The sequence below is a fragment of the Phycisphaeraceae bacterium genome, from assembly GCA_019636555.1.
Classification (GTDB): Bacteria; Planctomycetota; Phycisphaerae; order Phycisphaerales; family UBA1924; genus JAFEBO01.
This window is the reverse complement of record JAHBXH010000001.1, coordinates 43,572-67,569: the sequence shown is the minus strand read 5'-3', so window position 1 is coordinate 67,569 and position 23,998 is coordinate 43,572. Positions and strand designations below refer to the sequence as shown.

At 62.9% G+C, this 23,998-nt stretch carries 20 protein-coding genes; 7 read left to right on the top strand and 13 right to left on the bottom strand.

Features of this window, described 5'->3' with window-relative positions:
- Positions 1 to 16: 16 nt before the first annotated feature.
- The 3 genes from lpxD to KF691_00230 form a co-directional block, all read right to left on the bottom strand.
- The gene (lpxD, locus tag KF691_00240; protein ID MBX3387859.1) at positions 17 to 1,150 is read right to left on the bottom strand and encodes a UDP-3-O-(3-hydroxymyristoyl)glucosamine N-acyltransferase; all 1,134 of its coding nucleotides are present in this window, start codon (positions 1,148 to 1,150) and stop codon (positions 17 to 19) included.
- 17 nt (positions 1,151 to 1,167) lie between these two features.
- Positions 1,168 to 1,827 carry an OmpH family outer membrane protein gene (locus tag KF691_00235; protein ID MBX3387858.1) on the bottom strand — a complete coding sequence of 220 codons (660 nt, stop codon included), beginning with the start codon at positions 1,825 to 1,827 and terminating at the stop codon, positions 1,168 to 1,170.
- 138 nt (positions 1,828 to 1,965) lie between these two features.
- On the bottom strand, positions 1,966 to 4,611 hold the full coding sequence (locus tag KF691_00230; protein ID MBX3387857.1) for a BamA/TamA family outer membrane protein: 2,646 nt from the start codon (positions 4,609 to 4,611) through the stop codon (positions 1,966 to 1,968).
- Positions 4,612 to 4,781: 170 nt separating this feature from the next.
- Between KF691_00230 and KF691_00225 the strand changes: the two genes are divergently transcribed.
- A complete protein-coding gene (locus KF691_00225; GenBank protein ID MBX3387856.1) occupies positions 4,782 to 5,171 on the top strand; it encodes a hypothetical protein in 390 nt (129 codons plus the stop codon).
- Between the two features lie 19 nt (positions 5,172 to 5,190).
- Here the strand turns inward: KF691_00225 and dnaN are convergent, their stop codons facing one another.
- The gene (gene dnaN / locus KF691_00220) at positions 5,191 to 6,375 is read right to left on the bottom strand and encodes a DNA polymerase III subunit beta (protein MBX3387855.1); all 1,185 of its coding nucleotides are present in this window, start codon (positions 6,373 to 6,375) and stop codon (positions 5,191 to 5,193) included.
- Positions 6,376 to 6,834: 459 nt separating this feature from the next.
- Here dnaN and KF691_00215 point away from each other — a divergent pair, with 459 nt between their 5' ends.
- Positions 6,835 to 8,790 (top strand): transketolase, encoded by a 1,956-nt coding sequence (locus KF691_00215; protein ID MBX3387854.1) that lies wholly within the window; start codon positions 6,835 to 6,837, stop codon positions 8,788 to 8,790.
- A gap of 97 nt (positions 8,791 to 8,887) precedes the next feature.
- On the opposite strand, the gene KF691_00210 is transcribed toward KF691_00215, so the two are convergent.
- The 8 genes from KF691_00210 to dnaA form a co-directional block, all read right to left on the bottom strand.
- The gene (locus KF691_00210) at positions 8,888 to 9,421 is read right to left on the bottom strand and encodes a hypothetical protein (GenBank protein MBX3387853.1); all 534 of its coding nucleotides are present in this window, start codon (positions 9,419 to 9,421) and stop codon (positions 8,888 to 8,890) included.
- A gap of 122 nt (positions 9,422 to 9,543) precedes the next feature.
- A complete protein-coding gene (locus KF691_00205; protein MBX3387852.1) occupies positions 9,544 to 10,080 on the bottom strand; it encodes a hypothetical protein in 537 nt (178 codons plus the stop codon).
- 33 nt (positions 10,081 to 10,113) lie between these two features.
- Positions 10,114 to 11,292, bottom strand: a complete 1,179-nt coding sequence (locus KF691_00200; GenBank protein MBX3387851.1) for an ABC transporter permease — start codon at positions 11,290 to 11,292, stop codon at positions 10,114 to 10,116.
- Between the two features lie 3 nt (positions 11,293 to 11,295).
- Entirely contained in the window at positions 11,296 to 12,447 is a 1,152-nt protein-coding gene (locus KF691_00195) for an ABC transporter permease (GenBank protein ID MBX3387850.1), read from the bottom strand.
- A 21-nt stretch (positions 12,448 to 12,468) separates the two neighbouring features.
- On the bottom strand, positions 12,469 to 13,167 hold the full coding sequence (locus KF691_00190; GenBank protein MBX3387849.1) for an ABC transporter ATP-binding protein: 699 nt from the start codon (positions 13,165 to 13,167) through the stop codon (positions 12,469 to 12,471).
- On the bottom strand, positions 13,164 to 14,492 hold the full coding sequence (locus tag KF691_00185; protein ID MBX3387848.1) for an efflux RND transporter periplasmic adaptor subunit: 1,329 nt from the start codon (positions 14,490 to 14,492) through the stop codon (positions 13,164 to 13,166). The genes KF691_00190 and KF691_00185 overlap by 4 nt, the downstream gene beginning before the upstream one ends.
- Before the next feature lie 110 nt (positions 14,493 to 14,602).
- Complete coding sequence (locus KF691_00180; protein ID MBX3387847.1) at positions 14,603 to 14,989, bottom strand: hypothetical protein; 387 nt, start codon at positions 14,987 to 14,989, stop codon at positions 14,603 to 14,605.
- A 288-nt stretch (positions 14,990 to 15,277) separates the two neighbouring features.
- Positions 15,278 to 16,840, bottom strand: coding sequence for a chromosomal replication initiator protein DnaA (gene dnaA / locus KF691_00175; GenBank protein ID MBX3387846.1), 1,563 nt, complete (start codon positions 16,838 to 16,840; stop codon positions 15,278 to 15,280).
- Positions 16,841 to 17,117: 277 nt separating this feature from the next.
- Here dnaA and KF691_00170 point away from each other — a divergent pair, with 277 nt between their 5' ends.
- Complete coding sequence (locus KF691_00170) at positions 17,118 to 17,834, top strand: hypothetical protein (protein ID MBX3387845.1); 717 nt, start codon at positions 17,118 to 17,120, stop codon at positions 17,832 to 17,834.
- Here KF691_00170 and KF691_00165 read toward each other — a convergent pair.
- Positions 17,831 to 18,955, bottom strand: a complete 1,125-nt coding sequence (locus KF691_00165) for a TVP38/TMEM64 family protein (protein MBX3387844.1) — start codon at positions 18,953 to 18,955, stop codon at positions 17,831 to 17,833. The two genes, KF691_00170 and KF691_00165, sit on opposite strands and share 4 nt — an antisense overlap.
- Positions 18,956 to 18,985: 30 nt before the next feature.
- Here KF691_00165 and lysS point away from each other — a divergent pair, with 30 nt between their 5' ends.
- The 4 genes from lysS to KF691_00145 all read left to right on the top strand — a co-directional run bounded on the left by lysS (position 18,986) and on the right by KF691_00145 (position 23,989).
- Entirely contained in the window at positions 18,986 to 20,593 is a 1,608-nt protein-coding gene (gene lysS / locus KF691_00160) for a lysine--tRNA ligase (protein ID MBX3387843.1), read from the top strand.
- Positions 20,594 to 20,876: 283 nt separating this feature from the next.
- The gene (locus KF691_00155) at positions 20,877 to 22,025 is read left to right on the top strand and encodes a hypothetical protein (GenBank protein ID MBX3387842.1); all 1,149 of its coding nucleotides are present in this window, start codon (positions 20,877 to 20,879) and stop codon (positions 22,023 to 22,025) included.
- The gene (locus KF691_00150; protein MBX3387841.1) at positions 22,018 to 22,533 is read left to right on the top strand and encodes a hypothetical protein; all 516 of its coding nucleotides are present in this window, start codon (positions 22,018 to 22,020) and stop codon (positions 22,531 to 22,533) included. Before KF691_00155 ends, KF691_00150 begins: the two co-directional genes overlap by 8 nt.
- A gap of 232 nt (positions 22,534 to 22,765) precedes the next feature.
- Complete coding sequence (locus tag KF691_00145) at positions 22,766 to 23,989, top strand: glycosyltransferase (protein ID MBX3387840.1); 1,224 nt, start codon at positions 22,766 to 22,768, stop codon at positions 23,987 to 23,989.
- The last annotated feature ends 9 nt before the right edge of the window (positions 23,990 to 23,998 follow it).

Here is a 23,998-nt window from a genome sequence, read left to right as displayed (position 1 = left end):
ACGCGCCGGCGACCGTCTACAGGCCGTCGATCTTCACCTTCTTCAGGATCTGCGAGAGGCGCCGGAAGAGCGCGAGATTGCGCGCGGCTTCCTTCGCGGGGAGCGCGGGGCTGCCCATCCACGTTTGCCCGGCGGGCACGTCGTTCATCACGCCGGCACTGGCTGCCACGCGCGCCATGGAGCCGACGTGGATGTTGTCGGCGATGCCGACCCGACCTCCGAGCTGCACTCCGTCGCCCAACGTGACCGAGCCCGACAGCCCGACCTGCCCGCAGATCACGCACGAGCGTCCGATGCGGCAGTTGTGCCCGATCTGAACGAGGTTATCGATTTTCGTGCCGCTGCCGATCGAGGTGCTGCCGAACTTCGCGCGATCGATGCACGTGTTGGCACCGATATCGACATGATCCCCGATGACAACGTTGCCGATGTGCGGGAAGTGAACGAGGTACTTGCCCCGGCCGCTGGGGTGGCTCTGCATCGTGTATCCGAATCCTTCGGCGCCGATCACGACGCAGCCCGCGATGTTGCAGTTGCTTCCGACGACGCAGCGATCCATGACGGCAGAACCGGGCCCGATGACGGTGTCGTGACCAACGACCGCGTCTTCACCCAGGTGCACGCCCGACACAAGGTGGGCGCGCGGCCCGACCTTCGCGCGCGGACCGATCACGCACATCGGGCCGATTCGTGCGCCCGGATCGATCGACGCGGTCGCGTCGATCTTCGCGGAGGCGTCGATTCCCGGTGCGGGGGGCTGCTGCGGCGGCGCAAGGGCCGTGAGAATCTTCAGCTGCGCCACGTCGACGTCGTCGACGACGATGAGAGAGCGACCCTCGGCGAGTGCCCGCGGCGGTCCCACTTCACGCGCGAGAATCGCGACCGAGGCCTTGCTTCGATCCCACATCTGCGCGAATTTGGTGGAACGGATGAACGTGAGATCGCCCGGGCGTGCCTGATCGATCGCGCCGATCCCGCTGATTGCGGTCTCCGGCGAGCCGAGAAGCTCGCCGCCTAACAGCTCGGCGAGCTTGCCGGCGGTCATCAGCCCGGCGCCTTCGAGCTGCGCGGGCGAAGCTGCATCGTCCGTCGGCGCGGATTCGCCGCCGGTTGCTGCGGAAGAAGGAGTGGAAGTAGCTGTGGCTTGCATCATTGCTCTCGCGACGATTACCGCCTGGGCTTGTCGGCGGGCTTCTGGCCGTTCGCGGCGAAGTTCGTATTCATTAGTTTGATCACGGCGTCGGTGATATCAAGCTGCGGGGCCGCGTAAAGGATCCGCTTCTGGGAGATCAGGGCTGTGACCTTTCCCACATCGTCGTTTTCCTGGAACGCCAGCACGCGGTCATCGACCATGACCAGGTCGATCTCGTTCTTCTTCGCGTAGCTGGCGCAAGCTTCCATGATGTGCCCGTGCACCAGCCTGAACAGGTCGCCCTTTTCGAGGTTGATGATGGCCTGGAACGCCTGCTGCTTGGCGTTGGCGGTGGCGCTCAGTTCCATCAGCTTGACCGCTTCGTCGCGCCGGCTGGCGTCCTTGGGGTCGATCAGTTCGAGTTTCTTCTGACCCTCGTCGAGCTGTTTGCCGAGAGCGTTGAGCTCCGCCTGTCGTGCCTCCGCCTTGGCGGCGATTCTCTGCTGCCCGATCTTCAGTTCGTCGAGGTCGTTGATGACTTTCTCGATGTTGATCAGGGCGATCCGCGGTGCCGCGGGGGCGGTGCCGCTCTGGGCATGAACGCTCATGGCGCCGATGCCGGCGATTCCCGCCGTGACGATTGCTGCGCCGATCAAGCCCGCGAAACGACCGAAGGACCTGCGACCGGTGTTCATGAAGTGTGTGTCCAGAGCGTGCATTGAATTCCGACGACTATGCGGGGCACGCCTCCCGATGTCGCGGCTGCATGATACGGGAGAATCGGACGCCGGTTTCGGGGCGGGCTGGAACCGGCAAAAACGCGTACCCCGCGATTAGAACGGCACATCCACGCTGAACGTGAACAGACGGCCGCTGTCCTGCGGCTCCTTCTTGACGGGGAAGCCGAAGTCGAACGCGAGGGGTGCGCCCGACAACTGCGGGATGTTCACGCGCAGGCCGGTGCCGACGGAGACGCGGTACTGATCAAAACCGGGTTCGAAGAGCACCGTGCCGGAATCAACAAAGAAGACGAGCGCCAGGATGTCGTCGTAGATGGGGATTTTGACTTCGGGTCCGAAATTGAACATCCACGTGCCGCCGATGGGCTCGGGGCTGGGGAGTCCGGTATCGAACGCAACCGTTCGCGGCGACACCGTGCGGAACTGGAAGCCGCGCAGATCCGAGCCGCCGAGATAGAAGCGGTCGTAGACGGGGACCTTGTCGCGCCCCTGCGGGATGTATCCGACGCGTGTGTGGAAAGAGAGAGTGGTTGTCCGCCCGAGATAGTCTTCGCTGAGGGGGATGAAGATCTGGTGCTCGGCGTGGAAGATGTTGTAGTTGTACGTGCCGTAGACCTGCTCGGCACCGATCTGGAACTTGGTGCCGCGCGTCGGCTGCACCGGATCGTCGAAGGTGGAACGCGAGAGATTGAGCCCGACACGGTAGATATTGGCGGAACCCTGCGACTCGTAGATGTCGACTGCGGAGGAAGGCGGGATGTCGTAGATGACCGCCTTCTCAAAGCTGAACGGCATTGTGGCGAGCCAACGGGTGCCGAAGCGCCGGCTGAGCGCGAAGCGCGGGCCGACGCGCTGCTCGCTGTACTGGTCGTAGATGCGCTGGTTGTACGCGAACGCCGCGGAGCCGGCGAAGTTTGTTTCAAACAGATACGGCTCGGCGAGGGAGACGCCGTAACTTTGAACCTTGTCGCCGGGGAGGGCCGTGATGTTGAATGTCTGTCCACCGCCGCGGAATGCGCGCCCGCTGAAGAGTTCGCCGGCGGTATCGGGTGGATCGGCGATATCGAAATTGCGCTGGGTGATCGAGATGCGCCCGAGCACGCCGCCGTCGCTGCTGATCGCGGCGCCGATGTTGAATTCCCCGGTGTTGGTCTCCGCGACTTCGGCAAGGACGTCGCGGTGTTCCGGGTCGGAATCCTCCGGTTTCTGCGCGGTGATTCTGACGCGCTGATTATCGAAGACATTGGTCTGCTTGAGGCGGCGCGTGCTGTTTTCGAGCGCGACCGTGTCGAGGGGACGGTCGGGCTGCAGCTCAATCTGGCGACGCGCCACTTTCTGCTGGGTGATGTCGTTGCCCTGGATGATGACCTCGCCCGTTCTGTACTCTTTTCCCTGGGTGATGAAGACCACGATGTCGACCCGGGGCTGTTCGGTATCGCGCCGCTCGCGGCGGGTCACCTGCGCATCGACGTAACCCATCGTTCCCAGCGCGTTGGCGATCGCACGGATTGATTTATCCAGCTTGTCCACGCTGTAGACGTCGCCGGGCTTGATCAGCATGAGCCCCTTGGCCTGTTCGGAGGAGATCTGGCCGTCGCGTGAAACAAAGATGTTGCGTTCCGGGCTGCCGGGGCGGGCCTCTGGCCCGAGCACCAGCATTTTTTCTCCCGGCTTCATGTCCGCCTTGGCTTCGGCGATTGTGGGGAAGCTGCGCGCGAACTCCATGTAGAAAGTTTCGACGCTCCGGAGCGTGTACACCGGGCCCTCGTCGATCAGGAAGGTGACAATCGCCTCCTTGCCAGTCGGCGCCGGGCGGATGTTCCGGTCCACGCGCACGTCGAGGTAGCCGCGGTCTTTGTAGAACCGGATGATGCTCCCGACATCGTCGTCGAGCACATCGTCGTCGAGGGGGCCGCGGTTGAAGAGCCACGCGACCTTGGTCTTGATGACGGGCTGGATCTCGGCCGCGCCGAAGCTCCTGTTTCCTTCGAAGCGGATATCCACGACTTTCAGCCGTTCGCCCTCGCGGATGTTGAAGATGACGATGCCGCTCTTCTCGAGTTGCTCCTCTTCCACGGAGACGCGGGCGAGGTAGTAGCCCTTCTTTCGGTAAAGCGCCTCGATGCGTCGGCAGGCGCGCTCGAGCTGGAGGGGATCGACGGGCGTGCCGCGGAGAATGTCCACTTCCTTGGCGATCTGCTGGTCGCTGAACTTTCGGTTGCCGACGCTCTGCACGTCCTGCACGATGGGCTGGAGCTGCAGGATGTAGATGAGCGCGACGCTGCCGTCGTCGTAGGGCTGTGCGCGGGTTTCGACCTGCTTGAATCTGCCGAGGCGGTTGAGACGGGTGATGTCGGAGGAAACAACCGATTGGTCGTAGGCGGCGCCCTCGCGCAGTCGCAACTGGTTGCGGACGAGCTTTGCGGTCTCGCTGTCCACGGGCTCGTAGGTAACGGGTTCGTCTTCCTGCTTGGGGCGCACCGGCTTGACAAGCCGGATCTCGCGCACGGGCCGACCCTCGAAGACTTCGAGCTGCACATCGGGCGGGCCCGGCTTTGGTTCATCGCGCCGCAGAGGTCCTTCGGCGGGCGGCGCGCCGACCGGCCTCTCGGGTTGGGGCGCGGGCTGCGTCTGCGCGCCGGTAGGGAACGCGATCGCGCAGCAGAGCAGGAGCGGCAACGCCGCGAGCCTTCGGAACTTGTGGCGGACTTTCGCCATCGCGTGGTGGGGACGATACACCTTCTTGCGGCTCTTCACAAATCGGGTCGCGCCGAACCAGCGGCGCCTTTTGCAAAACTTTCTGAAGTTGGATCGCTCCGTCGGGCGATCGCTAGAACTTCGCCGGCGCGGAGTGTAGATTTGCCTCCCGGCGGCGCGCCGCGGCACACTTGGGGATCTTCATGCACCGCATGGTTCGTTCAATTCGTCTCGCGGGGATCATTGCCGCGGCCTGCGTGACCCTGCTTTCGGGTCTCGCGCTGGTCTGGTTCTTCGTGCAGCCCGAGACACTGCCGCTGCTTTCCACTTGGCAGCTCGCCGCCATTCTCGGGTCGATTGTGCTTCCGGGATTGTGTCTTGCGGCCTGGCAGGCCGATCGCTCGGCCGCGGCACGCGCCCCCCGGCGCAAGGTCGTTCGCACGCCGATCGCGCAGCCTCTGCCCATCCAGGCGCCGTCGCCGGTCGTGGAGCGTGAGGAACGGCAGACCATCGAATTGTCGACGGTTGGAAGACTGTCTCCCAAGCGGCGCAGCCGCACCGATCGCGCCGTGCACCGCCATCGGCGCTCGGCCCGCGTGTAAACGCTCGGCCGGGCCGGCGTTACTGCAGGTTGACGGGCATGACGACGTAGACGAAGTCGCCGCCGCTCTTGACCACGCCGGGCTTGTTCGGGGCTTTCAGTTCCATGATCACCTGCGGGTCGCTGATGACCTTGAGGGCATCGGTGATGAAGGTGGGATTGAAACCGATCTCGATGTCGTCGCCTTCGTAGCCGGCAAGATCGATATCGACCTTGGCTTCGCCCATTTCCGGGGCGCGGCTGGAGAGTTCCAGGTGCTTTTTCTTTGACTGGAAGTTCATGCGAACGCCGCGGGACTCTTCGTTGGTGAGCAGCGCGGCGCGCCGGACGGCGCTCGAGAGTACGTCGCGGTCGAAGGTGACTTTCTTGTCCTGGTCCTTGGGGATGACATCTTCGTAGGGAGGGAACGCGCCCTCGACGAGGGTGGAACTCAGGACCGAGTGAGGTGCATCGTTCTTGCTGCCGCCGCCGATTCCGAAGAACACCTGGTTGTCGGTGATCGCGATCTGGACGATTTCTTCGGGATTGCCGAGCAGCCGCTGCAGCATGTTCAGAGCTTTGGTCGGAACGATGCAGGAGATCGTCTTGGCGTCCTTGTCGCCGCCGCCGGTGAGCGAGGAGCGGCAGAGCGCGAGGCGGCGTCCGTCGGTCGCGACCATTTCGAGCTTTTTGCCGTCGCGCTTCATGAGCACGCCATTGATCGCGTAGCGGCTGTTCTCGCGCGCCGTGGCGAAGAGCGTGCGTGCAACGGTGCCCGAAAGCAGGCCGGAGTTCTGCGTGAAGACGGCCTTGGCCTTGGCGCCGTCGCTGCCCGAGATCACATCCGCGATATCCGGCACGGGCGGAAAATCGGCGACCTGATAGCCGAAGACTTTGAAGTGCGCGTCCTGGCCCCGGATGTGCACGATCTCGTTCTCGGTTTCGACGGTCAGTGTCGGTTCTGAGTCTTCGGCCGAGACGATCTGGCGGAGTTTGTCCGCCGGGATCAGCGCTTCGCCGGGCTGCTGCACGTCCACCTGCGCGAGGCGAAGGCGCAAAGAGATCTCGGCGTCGGTGGCGACCAGTGTGACTTCGCCGGCGTTGCCCTGCTTGGCGGCCGTGAACTTGACGCAGGTGAGCTGTACTTTCGGGGTCCGCGCTGCCACCGCACCCGAGATCAGATTGATGGCGTCCAGAAGAGCGCCGCGATCACAAATGACTTTCATCGCCTTCTCCAAACCGATGCACAATTCGGGCCGCTGAGAGCGGGCTCCGTTGGGCGGGGAGTGTACCACCCGGCGGACCCGAACACACTAGGAATAGATTGGCTCCAAACGGCTTCCCGAACAGGTTGGGTCGGTCGCGACAAAGCTGGGGGTGTCGGTCTCCCCGCCTCAATCCGGGACCGACGCGGAGATATTGATCAGATTTCATCCGAAAACTGCGAGCCTCGGAGTTGTCAACGGGTACTGGTTTGCGGATACTCACCCGCTGGTAGTGCGGGCCGTGCTGCGAAAGTGCGGGCTTATAGGACCTTGCAGGGGCCGCCAAGGCATCCTTCGCGGGGTTCGAGCAATGTCGTCCGACTCGACGTAGGTGCTTGTCCCACCGCCGACGCGTGTCGGCGGCGGGTTGTGGATTCGATTGGGAGAGTGGGATCGAACAGGACTATTCGCGGAGGTTGCATGTCATTCGAAGCCGCCGTTCACGCCCAGGCAATTGAACTTGATCGACTCGCGCTCGAGATGACCGCCGCCGCGGGCAGCGGGCATCCGAGTTCATCCATGGGCATCGGTCACCTTGTGACGGTGCTGATGTTCCACACGATGCGCTGGAGCCCGGATTACCCCGACTATCCGACGAGCGATCGCCTTGTGCTTTCGGAAGGTCACGCGGTGCCTGCGGTGTACGCGGCGTGCGCAAAGCTCGGCGTGATGTTCGGCAAGGATCCGAACAATCGCCGGCGCCTCACCATCGACGACCTGAAGACGCTTCGTGCCGCGGACAGTTGTCTCGACGGGCACCCGAATCCGATGGAGGGTTTCCCGTTCTTTGACTCGGCGACGGGCTCCCTGGGACAGGGGTTGAGCGTCGCGGCGGGCCTGGCCGAGGCGGCGCGGCTGGATGGGATCGACAAGCACATCTACTGCATCATCGGCGACGGCGAATCGCGCGAAGGGCAGATCGACGAGGCGCTTGATTACATCATCGATCACAAGCTGAATCGGGTGCTGCCGATCTTCAATTGCAACGAGTTCGGTCAGTCGGACCGCGTGAGCGGGCAACAGAGCGCCGAGTGCACCGAGGCCAAACTCGAGGCGTTCGGATTCGATGTCAAGGTGATCGACGGGCACAACCCGACGCAGATCAAGAACGCATTCGACGCGTTCGAGAAGGCGACCAAGCCGATGGCGATCGTCGCCAAGACGGTGAAGGGCTGGGGCGCCGAGTCGATGCAGGGCGCGGGCTGGCACGGCAAGGTCGCGACGGGCGATGCGCTCAAGAAGGCGCTCGCGGAACTCGATCAGAAGCGGATGGAATTGACCAGCAGCCTGGCGCAGAGCGATTCGTTCACGATCGAGCCGCCCCCGGAGATCAGCACGCCGGACGTCGCGACGGGCGACATGCCGACGCTCGCGGAGGCGATGAAGGCCTTCGACATGGAGAGCCTGTTCCAGTCGGGCGTGATCGCGACGCGCAAGGCTTTCGGTATCGGGCTGCGGGCGCTCGGCCGGGTGAACAAGAAGGTTGTGACGCTCGACGCGGACGTGCAGAACTCGACGTTTACCGACATGTTCCGCAAGGACCCGGCCTCGGCAGATCGGTTCTTTGAGTGCAAGATCGCGGAGCAGAACATGATCGGCGTCGGTACCGGTCTTTCGGCCGGCGGCAAGATCCCGTTCATGGCGACGTTCAGCAAGTTCTTCACCCGCGCGTACGACCAGATCGAGATGGGCGTGTATTCGGGCGCGAACCTGAAGATTGTGGGCAGCCACAGCGGCATCACGCTCGCTTCCGACGGCCCGAGCCAGATGTCGTTGCCCGATGTCTCGTGGTTCCGCGCGTTCGCGACGATGAAGGATCACCGCGGCAACCCCGGCTTTTACATTCTGCAGCCGAGCGATGCGTATGCCGCGTACGCGCTGGTCGGCGTGATGGCCGAGTACGACGGCTGCTGCTACATGCGGACGCTGCGCGCGGAGACCGAATTCCTTTACAGCGACAAGGACGTGTTCAACCTCGGGGGCTTCCAGACGCTCGTCGAGGGCAAGGACCTGGTGATTGCCGCGACGGGGTACATGGTGCACGAGGCGAATAAGGCGATCGAGCTGCTTGACAAGGCCGGCATCAGCGCGACGCTGCTCGATATGTATAGCATCCCGTTCGATACGGACGGCGTGCTGGATCACATCAACAACGCGGGCGGCAACATCATCACGCTGGAAGACAATTACGGCGGCGGATTGGGCTCGGCGATCGCCGATGCCCTGACCGAGAGCGGCGACGCGTTCCGCCTGAAGCAGATGCACGTGACGCGGATTCCCAAGAGCGCCAAGACGCCCGATGAGATGCTCAAGATGTGCGGCCTGACGGCGCAGGACATTCTGAAGGAAACTAAGAAACTGCTCGGCGTGGACTGAGCGGGTGCGGCGAACGGCGGCACACAGATTCACCACACAGAGCACTTGAAGAGCACGAAGAAGTCAAAGGGGAGGCGCGAGAGGCGTCTCCCCTTTTTCATTTGTGGGGCGGAGTGCCGCTGTGCGAGCTGCCGCACTCGGGGCAGTTTGAATTAGATTGAGTGGCCGAGAGGTCGTAGCCGCAGTTGGTACACGCGCCGGCGCGAGCGCGGCGGCGAGCGATCAGGTCCGATCGCCAAGCGAAACCAGTGGACAGAAGAATTGGAATGAGCAGCGCGTAGGTGGGAACGCGCGCGTACCAGTATCGGGCTCCTGGGGGCGTCACATTCTGCCCACTCAACACACCGGTCAGGCTCGAAACCCAATAGCGGTCTTGCGTGTTGAATTCAAAGTGCAGAAAGGGCGACCAATCACTCTGGATCACGTAGCCGTCCCAGCCGAACGGTCCGGCGTTCGGCGAGCTGTTATGGCCAAATTGAAAGGCGAAGGGGATCAGCCCGGCCCACCAGCCACTTTGCCCGCGCCACCGCACGACGCAGGGCACGCTGCAGATCGTCAGCCCGAGCACAACGACAGTCAGGCCCGCGCCCACCCACTTCACCGTCTTTCTGAACTTTGGATGGGGCTTCACGCCGCGAGTTTAGCCGGAGCGCGGCATGCGCTGGCGCCACCGCGCATTCTCAGAACGCCGTTTTCAAAACTCCAATGGATCACTCTGCACTGCACGCCAAAAGCCAAGAGAAAAACGAGGCCTCACGGCTTCACATACACCGAATCAGCATTGATGACGAGGCTGTTGCCGGTTCCTTCCGCGACCGTTCCCACGACCGACACGATCGTGAGAGGTTTGAGTCCGTGGACGCCGTTGAGTTCGGTGCGGAGAGGCTGACCGTTGCCGTTGATGAATTGAATCGTCGCGCTGTTGGCGGCGAGCACGTCCGACGGTTCGCAGCAGTAGTCCCACGGAGTATGACAAGAGTCTTTGGTTTCTTCGCCGCAGTACTTCACGCCGAGATCAACGATCGTGAAGACCGCGCGGTCTTTGACGAAGGGCTCGTCGCCCATGCCGATGCGCCCGACGACAGTGACTTTCTCGCCGCTCTTCGCGACAGCCTTCACGTCTTTGACGGGCTTTGCGTCGGCGGGGGCAACGGCAAGGAATGCTTCGGATGGAATTGCCGCGGGCGAAGTGGCGGTGGGCGCTTTGCTTGGAGCGGATGCTTGTTTCTGATCGCAGGCGACGAGGACGAGGGCGATCGCGGCAAGATTCAGTGTGAGCAGTTGAGGCATGGCAATTCTCCGACAGAGGGTCAGTTGAGTGGGCTACACCGCTTTGAGGGACTCGGGAATGGGGAGCTTGAGACATCGGTACGCCGGCGGAAGTGCGCCGAGCAATCCCAGGCAGAGGCCGATTGAGAGCGCAAAGAGCAGTGCGGGCGCATCGATCCGCAGGCCGAACGCGCCCATGGAGAACTGCACTGCGAGCCCGTCGAGGAAGAAGACACCGATCGCGCAGGCGATGAGCGCGCCTGTCGCGCAGGCGAGGCATGATTCCTGAACGAGGCTCACGATGACGGCGCTGCGCCTGAAGCCCAGGCAACGCAGCATCCCGATCTCGCGGACGCGCGAGGCGAACGCGGCGTACATGGTGTTCAGCCCGCCCAGCACGCCCCCGGCGGCGATCAGGACCGCAGTCACCCAGACGACGATTCGGATCGGCGCGAAGAACGCGGCGAGGCGGCTGTAGTAGGCCGATTCGCTCATGGCGGTGATCTCAAGATCGAGCCGGCGCCGGCAGAAGGTCTGAACGTCGGCGAGTTCGGCGCCGTCGGGCCCATCGGCGAGCGTGGCGACCACGCACGAATCGGTCACGCGCTTTGTGGTCTCTTTCAAATCGTTGAGCGGCATCCAGATTTCGGCGTCGATCAGCGATTGCGGCGCGGCAAGGTGACCGGAGATGTGCCGATCGCGTCCGTCGATCCGAAGAGTTTGCCCGACGGCGAGCGAATCTGGCGGCACGCCAAGCTTTGTGTGCGCGAGGCGGCCGACCAGAACCTCGTCGTGTCCGGACCGCGGCCACTCGCCTTCGGCGATCTGGACCTGGCCGTGCACGAGCAGCGCGGCGGGGGTCACGCCTCGCACCAGAATGAGCCGGCCTTCGGGTGTGTCGCGAGCGACGGACACTGGCAGTTGCACGTGCACCTCGGGCGAAACGAACGCGGCGCCGCCTTCGGAGCGCAGGCCGGGCACAGACGCCTGCAGGAGCGCCGCGGTCGACGCGGGGATTTCGCTGCGTTCGATGCTTTCCTCGCTGCCGATGCCCATGATGAGCACGTTGCCGCTATCTCCCGCGCGGCGCAGGCTTTCGGTCATGCCGCGCACGAAGCCGCCGGCGCCGAGAACGAGCAACACGACGAGGCCGCTCCCCAGAACGCTGAGCGCGAGGCGCGGGGTCGAGCGCCCGAGGTTCCGAACGGCGTAGGAAGTGGGGAGGAATCGCATGGTTTAGACGGCCCGGAAACTCTCAGAAATCTGCCGGCGCGACGCATTGAGTGCGGGCAGGAGCGCCGCGAGAATGCCCGCAACGGCGGTGATGGCAAGTCCAACAGCGAGGAGCGAAGGCTCGGCGCTGATGTTCATGCTCGTTCCTTCGATCGACAGGCTGAAGTTGCCGAAGCGCAGTACTGCGAGCGCCGCGATGCTGCCGATCGCACCTCCGAGCAGGCAAAGCGTTGCGCTTTCGGCGATGATGAGCCGCGCGATCAAGCCGCCCCGGAAGCCGAGGGTGCGAAGAACGGCGTGCTCTTTGATGCGGTCGCGAACGGAGAGCGCGATGGCATTGCCGGCGAGGGCGAGCACACCGGCGAGTGCACCCCAGCCGATGTACTTGGAGAAACCGACCAACTGCACCAGATCGTGGGCCGCGCGGGCGACGAACGCCGACTCGGGGCGCGTGTCCGTGGGTTCTGAATCGGATCGAAACTCTTCGTCGATCGCCTTTGCGATTTCGGGAAGCCGTGCCGGATCGCTGACCCGCACGTTGAACTGCGTGACGATGCCGTCGCCGCCGCGCTTGACCGTTCCCTGCAAAAAGGCGAGATCGACATACGCCACATTCTGATCCTGGGCGTGCTCGGAGCGCACGATCCCCGCGACATACACATCCACGCCGGCCGCCGAAAGCACGTCGCCGACCTTCACGCCTCTGCGCGCCGCGAGCGTCTCGCCCACCAGTGCCGCGTCCCCGCGTCGCTTCCATTCTTCGATCGAACCCGAAATGATGGTCGCGCTCTTGGTGATCGAGCCGATGTCCTCCCTCGGCACACCGCGGAACGTGACGGTGTCGAGGCTGGCGCCACAGTTGTTCACGACGATCTTCATGGGAATCACGGATTCGACGCCGGGAATCGCCATGATGCGACGCGCGTAGGAGTCCGGCATCCGGCTGGTCGCGGGGCAGAACCTGTTCTCCCGGTAGACCACGAGCGTGACCTCTTTGCCGGTTGCCTGCGTCGCTTCGGCGACGCCGCGCTGCAGCGCCTGCACCGAAACGAACAGGAACATCGCAACGGCGACGCCGAGCGTCGTGAGAATCGATCGCGCGGGGTGCCGCGATACCTGCTTGAGGACATAGGGGATGAATCGGGGAGTGAGCATTGATGGGAACTCCGATTGAACTCAGTGTGCCGCGGCAAGTCCGCTCTCGACCAGCCGTCCTTTCTCGAGATGAAGCGTGCGATTCGCGTGGGCTGCGCAGCCGGGGTCGTGCGTGACCATCAGGATGGTCTTGGACAATTCGCGATTCAGGCGCACGAGTAATTCCATGACCGCTGCCGCGGCGGACTTATCCAGATCGCCCGTGGGCTCGTCGGCCACGATGATGGAAGGGTCGGCGACGATCGCGCGTGCGATCGCGACGCGCTGCTCCTGCCCGCCCGAGAGTTGCCTTGGATAATGACTGGCGCGGTCCGCGATGCCCACGAGCGAGAGCGCGGTCGCGACACGTTCGTGCCTCCCTCTGCGAGAGAGTTTGTGGAGCAGCAAGGGCAACTCCACGTTCTCGTACGCCGTGAGCACGGGAACGAGGTTGTACAACTGGAAGATGTAGCCGATCTGGCCGCTCCGCCAGTCGGCGAGCGCGCCGGTTGAAAGGCTTCCGATCTCGACGCCCCCGATGGTCAGTGTGCCGCCGGTCGGTCGGTCGATTCCTGCGATCAGATTGAGGAGCGTCGTCTTGCCGCTGCCCGATGGGCCCATGAGTGCGAGAAAGTCACCTTGTTCGACATCAAGGTCGAGTTGATCGAGGGGAGTGATCAGTTCCGGTCCGCGCCGGTACGTTCGCGTCAGGCTGCGGCACTCGATGAGGGGCTGTGTCATTTGCCCTCCTGTTCGCCCACCGCGACTACTCGCACGCCTTCGTGCAGATCCGATGCGGGGTTGAGAATGACACGATCACCGGGGCGGATCCCCTCCAGCACACGAACACGATCTCCTTGGGTTGATCCCAGTGTGATGCGACGCTTGACCGCTGTCGATGTCGTGCGGTCGAGCACCCACGCGGCCCCTTCGGAGCCGCGGACATCTGTGATGCCAGTCCGTGGAATCTCGAGCTCTTCTCCGGAGGCGGCCGCCCCCGTCGCTTGAGCACCCAAATGCGTGCGGATCCGCGCTTTGGCGAGCATTTCCGGCTTCAACTCAGGGGCCGGGTCCGCAATCGCCACTTTGATTTGAACCGTGTTCTTTTGGATGTCTGCTTCGTGCACAAATCGAGTAACCGTGCCCGCGAAGGTGCGCCCCGGCAGCGTTTCGGTCGTGATCTCGGCCTCGTCGCCCACTCGCACCTTTGCCGCGTCGGCGAGCGGCACATCAACACGGACCTGCAGGTGCGCCGGATCGTAGAGCCGCACGACGACTCCGGCCATCGGATCGTCGGCGCTCAGCATCACGCGCTGACCCGGAATAACGCGGCGGAGCAGCACGACGCCCGAGACCGGCGCGACAACCCGCATCCGGTCGAGGGCCAGTTGCGTACGGGCGAGGGCAACTTTGGCGAGCGCGACTTCCGACTCGGCGCGCGTGAGCTGGGCCTTGGCGGAGTTGATGGCGGCCGCTTGAGTCTGTGCCTTGAGCCTCTGTTGCGCGAGATCGCCCTCCGCGATCGCGCCCTTGATCGAAACGGTCTCGCGTCGCTCGACCGCGTCGCGGATCTCTTCGCCCCGGGCGACCTCCATATTCAGATTCGCACGAGCGGTTTCGAGCGCCGCCTCTGCGTTCCCGAGCGCCGCCGCGGCGAGCCGCTTGGCGAGCACGGCATCGTCGTCGATCAAGCTGGCGACGACATCGCCGGCCTCTACGCGTTCGCCCTCGAGCACATGGAGCTCACGGATCACGCCGTTCTCGAGCGCCGGGACGGCGACGTCGTAGGGATCGGCCTCGATCCACCCGGGCGCCTGCACGATCTCGCCGGCCGGACTGCTCGGTCGGTTCGCTTCCGAAGCCGCGAGCAGCACGGCCGGAGCGACGGTCACGCGAAGCGCGGGACGCAGGGACTCGCGGGCCGAGTACAGAAGCAAAGCCGCGGCAGCCAAGATCACAGCGCCTGGTATGACTATTCGCGTTATCGCACGCGAAGGCGGACGAGGCACGCGCACCGCGGCGCTCGCGCCGCCGGCGGCAAGCTTTGAGAGATCATTCTGGAGCATCGAGCCATCCTCGCGTTCTCGCACGCGATGCGGAGCCGTTGAAACGCGCACAAAGACACACACTCCGGCGCGTGTAGCACCGGAGCAACGTTCGGCGGGTCAACGATTTGCTAGATGGCGAGTCGGATGGTCTTGAGCGCGCCCAGGTGAGGCGGCGATTCCGTGGCTCGAGGAGTGAAGTGGAATCCCGGATACGGGGCTTCGACGGGGGTCGGAACCGCCCCGACACACAGAATCGCCGGCACGAAAAGATCCGTTTCGCGATCGGCACGCGGGAAGACCGACGGAGGTTCGGTCTTCGCTTTGCACAGGCAACCCGAGCAGTGCAGATCGCACGAATTGTTCGCGCAGCACGACATCGATTCGCCGGAGACGATTTCGCAGCACGCTTCGACCGGATCAACGGTCGTGCACGAGGCGCACGCCAGCACACCGTTCAGCGCGAACGGCGAGAACAAGCCGACCAGGGCGAGGATGAACGCAAACACTCGGTGCACGTGCCTCTATTTTACGCGATCTCCTTCGGCCCGGTTCGCGGCGTGGTTCGGGAGATTGTCGGCAGGCGGACCGAGACAGATCGACCCGATCATAAGCCGGCGCCACAAGCCTTGTCCGGCTCGGTTTATCGGTCCGTTTCTGCCATTCGATTCACTAGCAGGCTGTTGAAATTCTGATTGTGCCTACTGCGCCGACGCATTGCAGACAACTTTCTGGCCCTCAGACCCGGGTCGCGAGGGTAGATGGCGGTTCGAAATTGCGACTGGTTGGAGTTTTTCAACAGCCTGCTAGGCGCTCGTGCGAATCTTGTCCTCGATCGCCTTCAACTGACCGGCGAACTCGTTGTCGGTGTCGCGCCGGTTTTCAACCGCGCGGACGGCGTGCATCACGGTCGTGTGATCGCGCCCGCCGAAATAGCCGCCGATTTCTTCGAGTGAAAGTCGGGTCAGTCTTCGCGCGAAGAACATACAGACCTGGCGGGGCACGGTCACGCTTCGCGGACGTTTCTTGCTCTGCAGGTCCGCGAGACGCGTGCGGAAGAAATCGGTGACGGCCGTGATGATCTGCTGGATGCTCGGCTCGGGAAGAACTTCGGGCTCGCGATCATTCATCGCCAGCTTCACGAGACTCAGGTCGAGCGCGCGCTGGTGCACCGAAATGTACATCTGCAGATTGGTGATCGCGCCCTCGAGCTCGCGGATATTGGTATCGATTCGCGCCGCGATGAAGCAGGCGCAGTCGTCGGGCAGGGCCATGCCTCGGTCGCGGGCCTTGGTCTTGAGGATGGCGACGCGCGTCTCATAGCAGGGCGGATCGATTTTCGCGACCAGCCCCCACTTGAACCGGCTCACGAGCCGCTCTTCGAGCGAAGGGATCTCCTCCGGCGCCGCGTCGGACGAAAGCAGGATCTGCTTGCCTTCGTGATAGAGCGTGTTGAACGTGTGGAAGAACTCTTCCTGTGTGCGGTCGCGCTTCGCGAGGAAATGGATGTCGTCCACCACCAGCACGTCCACATCCCGAAATCGGTGGCGAAACTGGGCCATCTTGCCCGACTGCACCGACTCCATGAACTGCGTCATGAAGCCCTCGCACGAAACGTAGTAGACGCGTGCCTGAGGTTTCTGTTGAAGGATGCGCAAGCACGCGGCCTGAAGCAGGTGCGTCTTTCCAAGGCCCACGCCGCCGTGGATGAACAGAGGGTTGTATTGGCGCCCCTGGCTCTCGCCGACCGCGACCGCCGCGGCGTGCGCGAGCCGGTTGCCCGGGCCGACCACGAAATTCTCGAATGAATAGTCCGGGTCGATCACCAGCGAATCTTCCCGGCGCTCGCCCGTTTCGATCACGACGCGGCTGGGTTCCGGTCGTGGAGGAATTGCTTTGACTTCGACAACCGGCGGCTCGGGCCGGGTGATTCCATCGGGCTCAGCGGGAGTCGGAGGCAAATCGGCGGGCGCGTACGGATCCGGCAGCGGCGTTCCCGATTCAAACGCAGCGCCCGTCGCGTTCCCCGTATCGCTCCCCGAGGAGCCGGCGGACTGGGTGGCGTCCTCGCCTGCGGCACTCTTTGATTCGACAAAGTCTTCTTCCGGCCCGAGGAAGCGGATCGAGATGAGCCGCCCCGAAACGGTGCGGACGGCGTCGTTAAACGCCTGTGCGCAGGTGCGCTGCAGGTAGTTGCGGTGAATTTCCGACTGCGCCCGGAGGTGGAGAGTCCCGGTCGCCAGACCGGCGACATCGAGTTGCTCGAACCACTGGCGGCAGATCGTCGGGTGCGCCTTGCGCAGGTGCTCCAGCATGTCGTGCCAGAGTTGGCGGTCGGGGCTGATGCTGGAGTTGGATCGGCGTGACATCGACGTACTGCTGATGCGCCGAAGAGGCGCTGGTTCCGATCGCCGGGAAGGTTCCGAGGCGCGCTGCGCAGGATACGGGGCACCCGGGTGCCCGCTGTCTGCATGCGACGACATGCCGGACCCGATCGGCGTGTTCACGGATTGGCCTCGCGCGCGTAAGAAGTGAGTGGATCAACCCCGCCCGACAGAACGCCCCATCGGGAGCCGGCAACGAACCGGGGCGAAACGTACCGCCGGGCAGTCGAACTGTCAACCGAAGATGCGATTACAGTTGCTCGTGACTCGCGTCCGCACATTTCTGACGCGCCCGTCCGTTTCGTGCGTTCTGCTCGCGATCATCCTCTATTCATTGTGGCGAGTACCCAGCGCGGACACAAGCACCTGTTCGGTTCGCGGATGGACCCTGCCCGGAATTCTGGTCGCGAAGGCCGAACCCTTTTCGCCGGTTTCCGTTTTTCTTGTCCGAGACGGCGCCTCATTCCGGGTCGAAGACCTTGAAAAGAGCAGCACGCAAGGGCTGATCGACGCGATGAACAAGAACCCGGACGACATTATCCGGGCGTCTCTTCAGTATGAACGCCACGCCAACGGCTTGTATGACGTCACTTCGTTCCGGGATGAGTACACCGTCACGCTCCGCCCCTTCCGCAGCACGCCTCTTTCATCCGACGAATCCGCCCGAGCCCGCGCCGCTTTTGTAGGTTGGCTGGCATCCAAGAACGGCGGCAACATGCCGGGAGTCGCAGAGGCTCTTTCGCCGGTTACGCCGCCGCGGCTCATTTTGAATTGGTCGGGGATCGCGAATTCAGCGCTCGCGCTGATCGGTTGGGCGCTGTTCGCTCTTTCGCTTGGCTGGGTGTCGCCCGCGGTGCGGAGTTGGCGGAGGCGACGACACGATCTCGCGCTCCGGAACGGACGTTGCCCGCGCTGTGGCTACTCGATCTACGGCATCAGCACGGGAATCTGCCCCGAGTGCGGCAAACTCCTTACCTAGGAGGAGTGAGGCGTTTGCGCTGGCGATTTCGGTCCGGTGACGGCTTCGATCGCTCGTTCGGCGATCATGTAGAGCACATAAAAAACCGCCACGAGCATCGCGGCGCCGCCCGCGGTGATCCACCAGGGGGTGTTTCTGATCAGGCTCACGATGCTCGGTTCGCCCCGCGCCGCTCCGAGCGCGGCAAACAAAACCGCGATTCCGGTTCGTGGCGCCATACCGAGCGCGGTGCCCAAGAGATAGGGCAGAAACTTCACTCCCGAAGACGCGAGCACGAGGTTCGTAATGGCAAACGGCGAATTCGGCGGCACACGAATGAGGGTCACGATGCCCAGCGTGCGCCAGAAACCATGCCCGACGAGCGCTTCACTCGCGGCACGGGCCTTGGGGTTCGAGCGCAGGATCTCTTCGACCTTGTGCTTGCTCACGCTCTTCGCGATGAAATACCCGATGACCGAGCCGCCGACAAAGCCGAGCATCGCACCGGGGAAGCCCCACAGAAACCCAAAGACCCAGCCGCCGAGCATCGACTGGCCGTAGGTTGGCAAGAAACCGACGCCGGCGGAAACGGTGAAGAGCGCGACGTAGACAAGCCAGCCGATTGCGCCGAGGTCGCGCAGCCAGATCGAAATCGGCCCGAGCTGGATCAGCAGAAGGATGCCGAGAACACCGGGGCTGATCGTCCAGAGCGCGCCGAGAATGGCGGTCGGACCCATCTGGCGGAGCACATCCCAGACTTTGTGGATTCGCTCCCGGCCGATCTCGTTGACGATCCCGACCGAGGCCAGGCTCGCCCCGACGAGCACGATCACAAAGAAAAAGAGGATCTCATCGGGCTGCAGAATCTTGTCGACGAACGCGTCCTGGAATTCCGCCGTGCCGCGCTTCCAAAGAAAGAGCACCAGGGCGAGAGGCAGGTAGATGGCGAGCCCGATGCGGCCGACCCACCTCAGAATTGGGTGTGGGCGAGAATTCCATGCTTCGAGCGCCGTTTCCGGATGATTGGGCTCGCCCATCCCCGGTTCGTTGGCGGGGGCCGACAAGGGGTTCGGGTTGGTTGGCGGCGCTTCGATCAAGTCTGAGGGTAGTTCTTCGGAACGGCGCTGGCAGGTTTCCGTCATGGGTCGTTCTAGAGTTGCAAACAACAGAACATGAACACGCAACCTTCCTCGACACCTTCGCCCACGCCTTCTCCCAACCCGTTCCCCGATCCGGTACAGGCTCCGCCTCACGTGCTGGAACAGCAGCGTCGGACGAACCGGGACGAAGTACGAAATCTCGGACTGAATCCGTACGGGACCCGAGTCGATGGGTTGCAGACTCTCGCCGCGGCTCGGGAGAAGTACGACGACGCGGCAAACACCGAATTCAACGCGAAAGGCAAAGAACCGGGCTATCAGGACCGACGCCCGCGCGTCACGATCTCGGGGCGCATCATGCTGCTGCGCGATAACGGCAAGTTGCTCTGGCTCAACTTGCGTGATGCGACCGGAGACTTGCAGGTCGCGATCAGCCAGAAAGATTGCTCCGAAATGGGGTTCAAACTCGCGAAGCTGACGGATCTTTCGGACATCATCATCGTCAGCGGCAAGGTGATGAAGACCAAGACCGGTGAGGTGACGGTCTGGGCGGACGATGTGAAGCCGGGAACCAAGAGCCTGGTTCAGCCTCCGGAAAAGCACGCGGGATTGAGCGATGTCGAGATCCGTTATCGCCAGCGCTACACCGACCTGTGGGCGAACCCGGAGACGATGAAGGTGTTCGAGATGCGTTCGAAGATCGTCGGGCAGATCCGGCGCTTTCTCGAATCGCGCGGCTATCTCGAAGTCGAGACGCCGATGCTCCAGTCGCTCGCGGGCGGCGCCGCGGCGCGTCCGTTCGTGACGAAGATGAACGCGCTCGATATCAACCTGTTCATGCGGATCGCGCCCGAGTTGTATCTGAAGCGGTTGCTGGTGGGGGGCATGCCCAAGGTCTTCGAGATCAACCGCAATTTCCGCAACGAGGGATTGGACAAGCAGCACAACCCCGAGTTCACGATGCTCGAGGCCTATCACGCGTTCGGCGATGTCGAGACCGTGATGGAACTCACCGAGAGCGCGATCCGCGACGCGGCGCGGATGGTGTTTGAAGGGGCGGAGGGCGCCGAAACAGTTCTGCCGTTCGGCGATCTTCAGATCAACTACTCCAAGCCCTTCGAGCGAATCGCCTACGGCGAACTCTTCCAGCGGGCGTGGGGCTTCGACATGCTCGATCACACCAAAGCGCGCCAGGAACTCGCGAACCGCAATCCGCAGAAGGCAAAGGAAATCGCCGCCGCGGACCCGTGGTTTGTCGTCAATGAACTCTTCGAGCTCAAGGGTGAGCATCTTCTCGACCCGGCGCGCCCGACATTCATCACCGATTACCCGAGCGCGATCTCGCCACTGACGAGGCCGAAGCCCTCGAACCCGGCGCTCGCCGACCGCGCCGATCTCTTCATCGCCGGGATGGAGATCGCCCCGCACTACACCGAGCTCAACGATCCGGACGTGCAGGAGGCGAAGTTCCGCGAGCAGCTCCAGGGCATCGACGCCGACAAGAGCGCCGAGGAGAACACCTTCCGCACGATGGATCATGATTTCCTGCGCGCGCTTAAGGTGGGAATGCCGCCCGCCGGCGGCATGGGATTAGGTGTTGATCGCCTCGTGATGATCCTGACGAATCAGCGGACAATCCGCGATGTGATGCTGTTCCCGCTGATGCGGCCGGAGGCGTGATCGAGCTTTGTACCTTTCAGTAGCGGGTCTCGATTCAAATAAAGAACCAGCGCGTGGAAATGACGGTCTTCGGGTGTCTCGCCGGAGCAGCCGCGAGTGTTATCAAAGATGCACGGACCCGCACAACAGCGGAGAGCTCGTTTCCCACGCTGAAGAAGCATCAATCTGATCAAATTGCGATATTCCTGATTATTTTTGTCACGCAGCTTATCGCCGACCGTCTTTTCTTCGGCACGCCTCGCGGTAGGCGTCTTTAGCAATTCATGAAAAGGGGTGATTTCGCATGCGTATCAATTCAAAGCCACGTATCGCCTTGAGTGGGCAAGGACCGACCGAAAAGACCTACTCGAAGGGAACCGTTGTGTGGCGAAGTGCGAGGCGGGGCGCGGCAATCCGCAAGCTCGCGGGCGCGATGGCGCTCGTCTCCGTCCTGACGGCGAGCGGCTGTTCGAACGCCGATCGCATTCAAGAAATCTACAACCAAGACGAACAGAGTCTTATCGACTCCCGCGATGAAATGTTTCGCGCTGCCAATCAAACGCCAAATCCGGCCCAGAGCAAGCAACAGGCTTGGGACCTGTATCTGACCCTCTTGGCTGAGCTTCGGAGGGCTCGAGACAAGGCGCTTGCCGGAGACATCGAGGGCGCCCAACGGGATCGTGAAAAGACCTTCGAAAAACTTCGCGGTCTCATTCCGGGTCTCGACGATCTGAAGGAATTCTACAAGCCCAAGATTCCGAACAACATTCCCCAGTCGTCACTCGCATTAGACGTAGGTGGCTACGGAACTTCCGTTCCAGAAGCGACCACTTCTCGCGGTGTTCCGACTCTCGATCAGAACGGCAACGGCGTTTACATCCCGGCGCCGTCGGAGATGATGGACTATTCGCTCTACGGGACAGCAGTGCTCGCCGACGCCCAAGGCTCATTCACGGTGTCAGTTTCCGGAAACTTCAATTTTACCATTGTGCCCAACGATGAAGGTTTCTCCGGAAGGTTAAATGAAGGTGAGATGTACTTCTACACCGGCAACGGATGGATCACGCTCACGCCCGTCAACACTGATTTCAATTTCATCAATATGGGCGGCGAGGGTCAAGGCGCAATTGAGACGTCGCTCAAGGTCACCGCCTCGGACTCCGACGCTGCGATTTGCCTCCCGGTCTACGTCCGTCTCCGAATCCCGATCGCGCAGACCGCGTACGGATGGCGCGCCAATTTCCCCGCCACACCGCTCTCGATCCTGGCCCCCAAGCCTCCCAACCCCATCCGAGACTACAACAATGACGGCGTGCTGAATTTTGCGTCTGACTATGCTGCGTTTATGGCCGACTTCAACGCACACGCGTACATCACCGATCGCAACGGCGATGGCGAATGGAGCCAGGCCGATGTCGATCGCTGGATCCAGGAGTTCAACAGCAATGACTAAGTACCAACTCGCAATTCTGCGATTCACCATGTCATTGATTCTGTGCGGCGCGGTGGTGGGAGTGGCCTGTGCGTCAGCTATCGCTCCAAAAGAGCCGCGCAGCAACCCGCCGGTCGCGCCGCCCCAACTCAGTGAAGACCCAAACGAGTTGCTTTGGCACTGCCGAGAAGAACGGCGCTGGGGGATCGTGCTGGACAGCCTTTTTTGGTCCAACTACAAAACCTTCAAGGATCGCTGGACGAAAGAGCTACAAGATGAACTGCTCTGGATCAAGACTCGCCCGGAATACGTCGAGATTTTCTATTTGGAGAATATCAAACAGTCCAGAGCCGACGGGAGCCTTGGCCAAAAGCTAGTGCAAGCCCGCGACGAGCTTGCTCAAATCCGGGAACGCCGGATCAAGCTCACGCAGAAGGTGTTGCGGGACGTTTTCGAAACAAAGCCCGGGGTTGGCATTCTCGAACTTTTTGACCTCCCGCCCCAAGACGCCCAACCAGCCTCCAAATAGCGATCATCCAATCCGCATCGCTTTGCAAGCGCGTCGTGCGAAGTGCACGACGCTTTCTTTTTGCTGCGGCGCTTGCAATCTGATGGTGCGAGTCTCGCAGCTGCAAACGTAGGGAGAGTGAAAGGGCCGCTTGGATCCGGCGCGAAGGAGGCAACCATGCATTGGGGGAGTAGCCGTTACAATTTACGCTTCCGATTCGTGTTTGTCCTCGCACTCACGCACAATGCGCACCATGTCAAACGAGGCTTCGAGTATCTTCAAAGAAGGTCGTCCCTCTCGCAAACTCAACATCCTCATCCTCGCCGGGTTCGTCCGCAGCCTCGACTGGTCCGAAACACTCTGGGCCCCGGATCTCGCGCACGCGCTCGCGGCCCGGGGTCACAGGGTTGAGGTCGCGCTCGACGGCTGCGACGACCCTGCGCTCTTTGACGGATTGCCCCTGCTGGTTCACCGCCCCAATCGGCGCCACTTCGGCGCGGAACCATTTCTCTTCCGCTACTGGGCGCGAAGCCTGCTGAAGGCCCGCCCCGACAGGGTCTGCCTCAGCCTCACACCGCTCATTTGCGGAGATGTCTGGCTCCCGATCGGAACCCGTGCGAACGAGGTTGTTTCGCGCATACTCGCCGAGAGCAGTCCGGTCGCCGTGGCGATGGAACTCGTGCATCACCCGTGGCTGCTTCACGAGTTGCTCGCCGAGCGCCGCGCCGCAAAGGACACGCCCCGCCGGCGCGTCCAGCCGCTGACGATCGGTCCGCACGCGGAGAAGTCGAGCCTTCGCTCGCTCGGGTATGCCGCCCGAAGCAATCCGATTATCGGCGCGGAGCGCGACGCGGTTCGGTGCGAAGTACGTGAGCGGCTTTCGCTTCAGGACTCCGACAGGGTTTTTCTTCTCAGCGGAACGCACGCCGACGAACACACTTCGGCGAATCTGCTCGAGGCGCTCGCGCTCCTCGAACGCGTCGCGACGCCGAGCCGCATGATGGCGAACGGGGACCAGCCGCAGAGCGCTCCGCGTCTACGCCTGATTGTCACCGGTCGCTTCCCCCACATGCTGCACACGCTGGCGCGTCGCGCGGGGTGTGCTCACTCCGTGGTGTTTGCCGGGACGCGGGTGAACATGGCGCGTCTACTCGCGGCATCGGACATCGCGATCGCGGCATTTGGTACGCAGGGATTAGGTACCGGACGCTTCGCGTGCGAGGCGATCCGCGCCGGGGTGCCGCTGCTCGCCGGGCTTCACGCGCCCGGGAGCGATCTTGTGGATACCGGCCTGCACAAACCGGGCGAGATCGTTCGGGAAGACACGCGCGAAGGCTGGCTCGGGGCGCTCGGAAAGATTCTCGACGATCGATGGATGGCAGAGGCCCGAGCCGCCGCGGCGAGTGTCGGGGCCGATCTGACAGTTTCCCGGCTGATCGCGCGGCTGGAAAGCTATCTGCTGGGAGCGCTCCGCTGAAATCGCCGT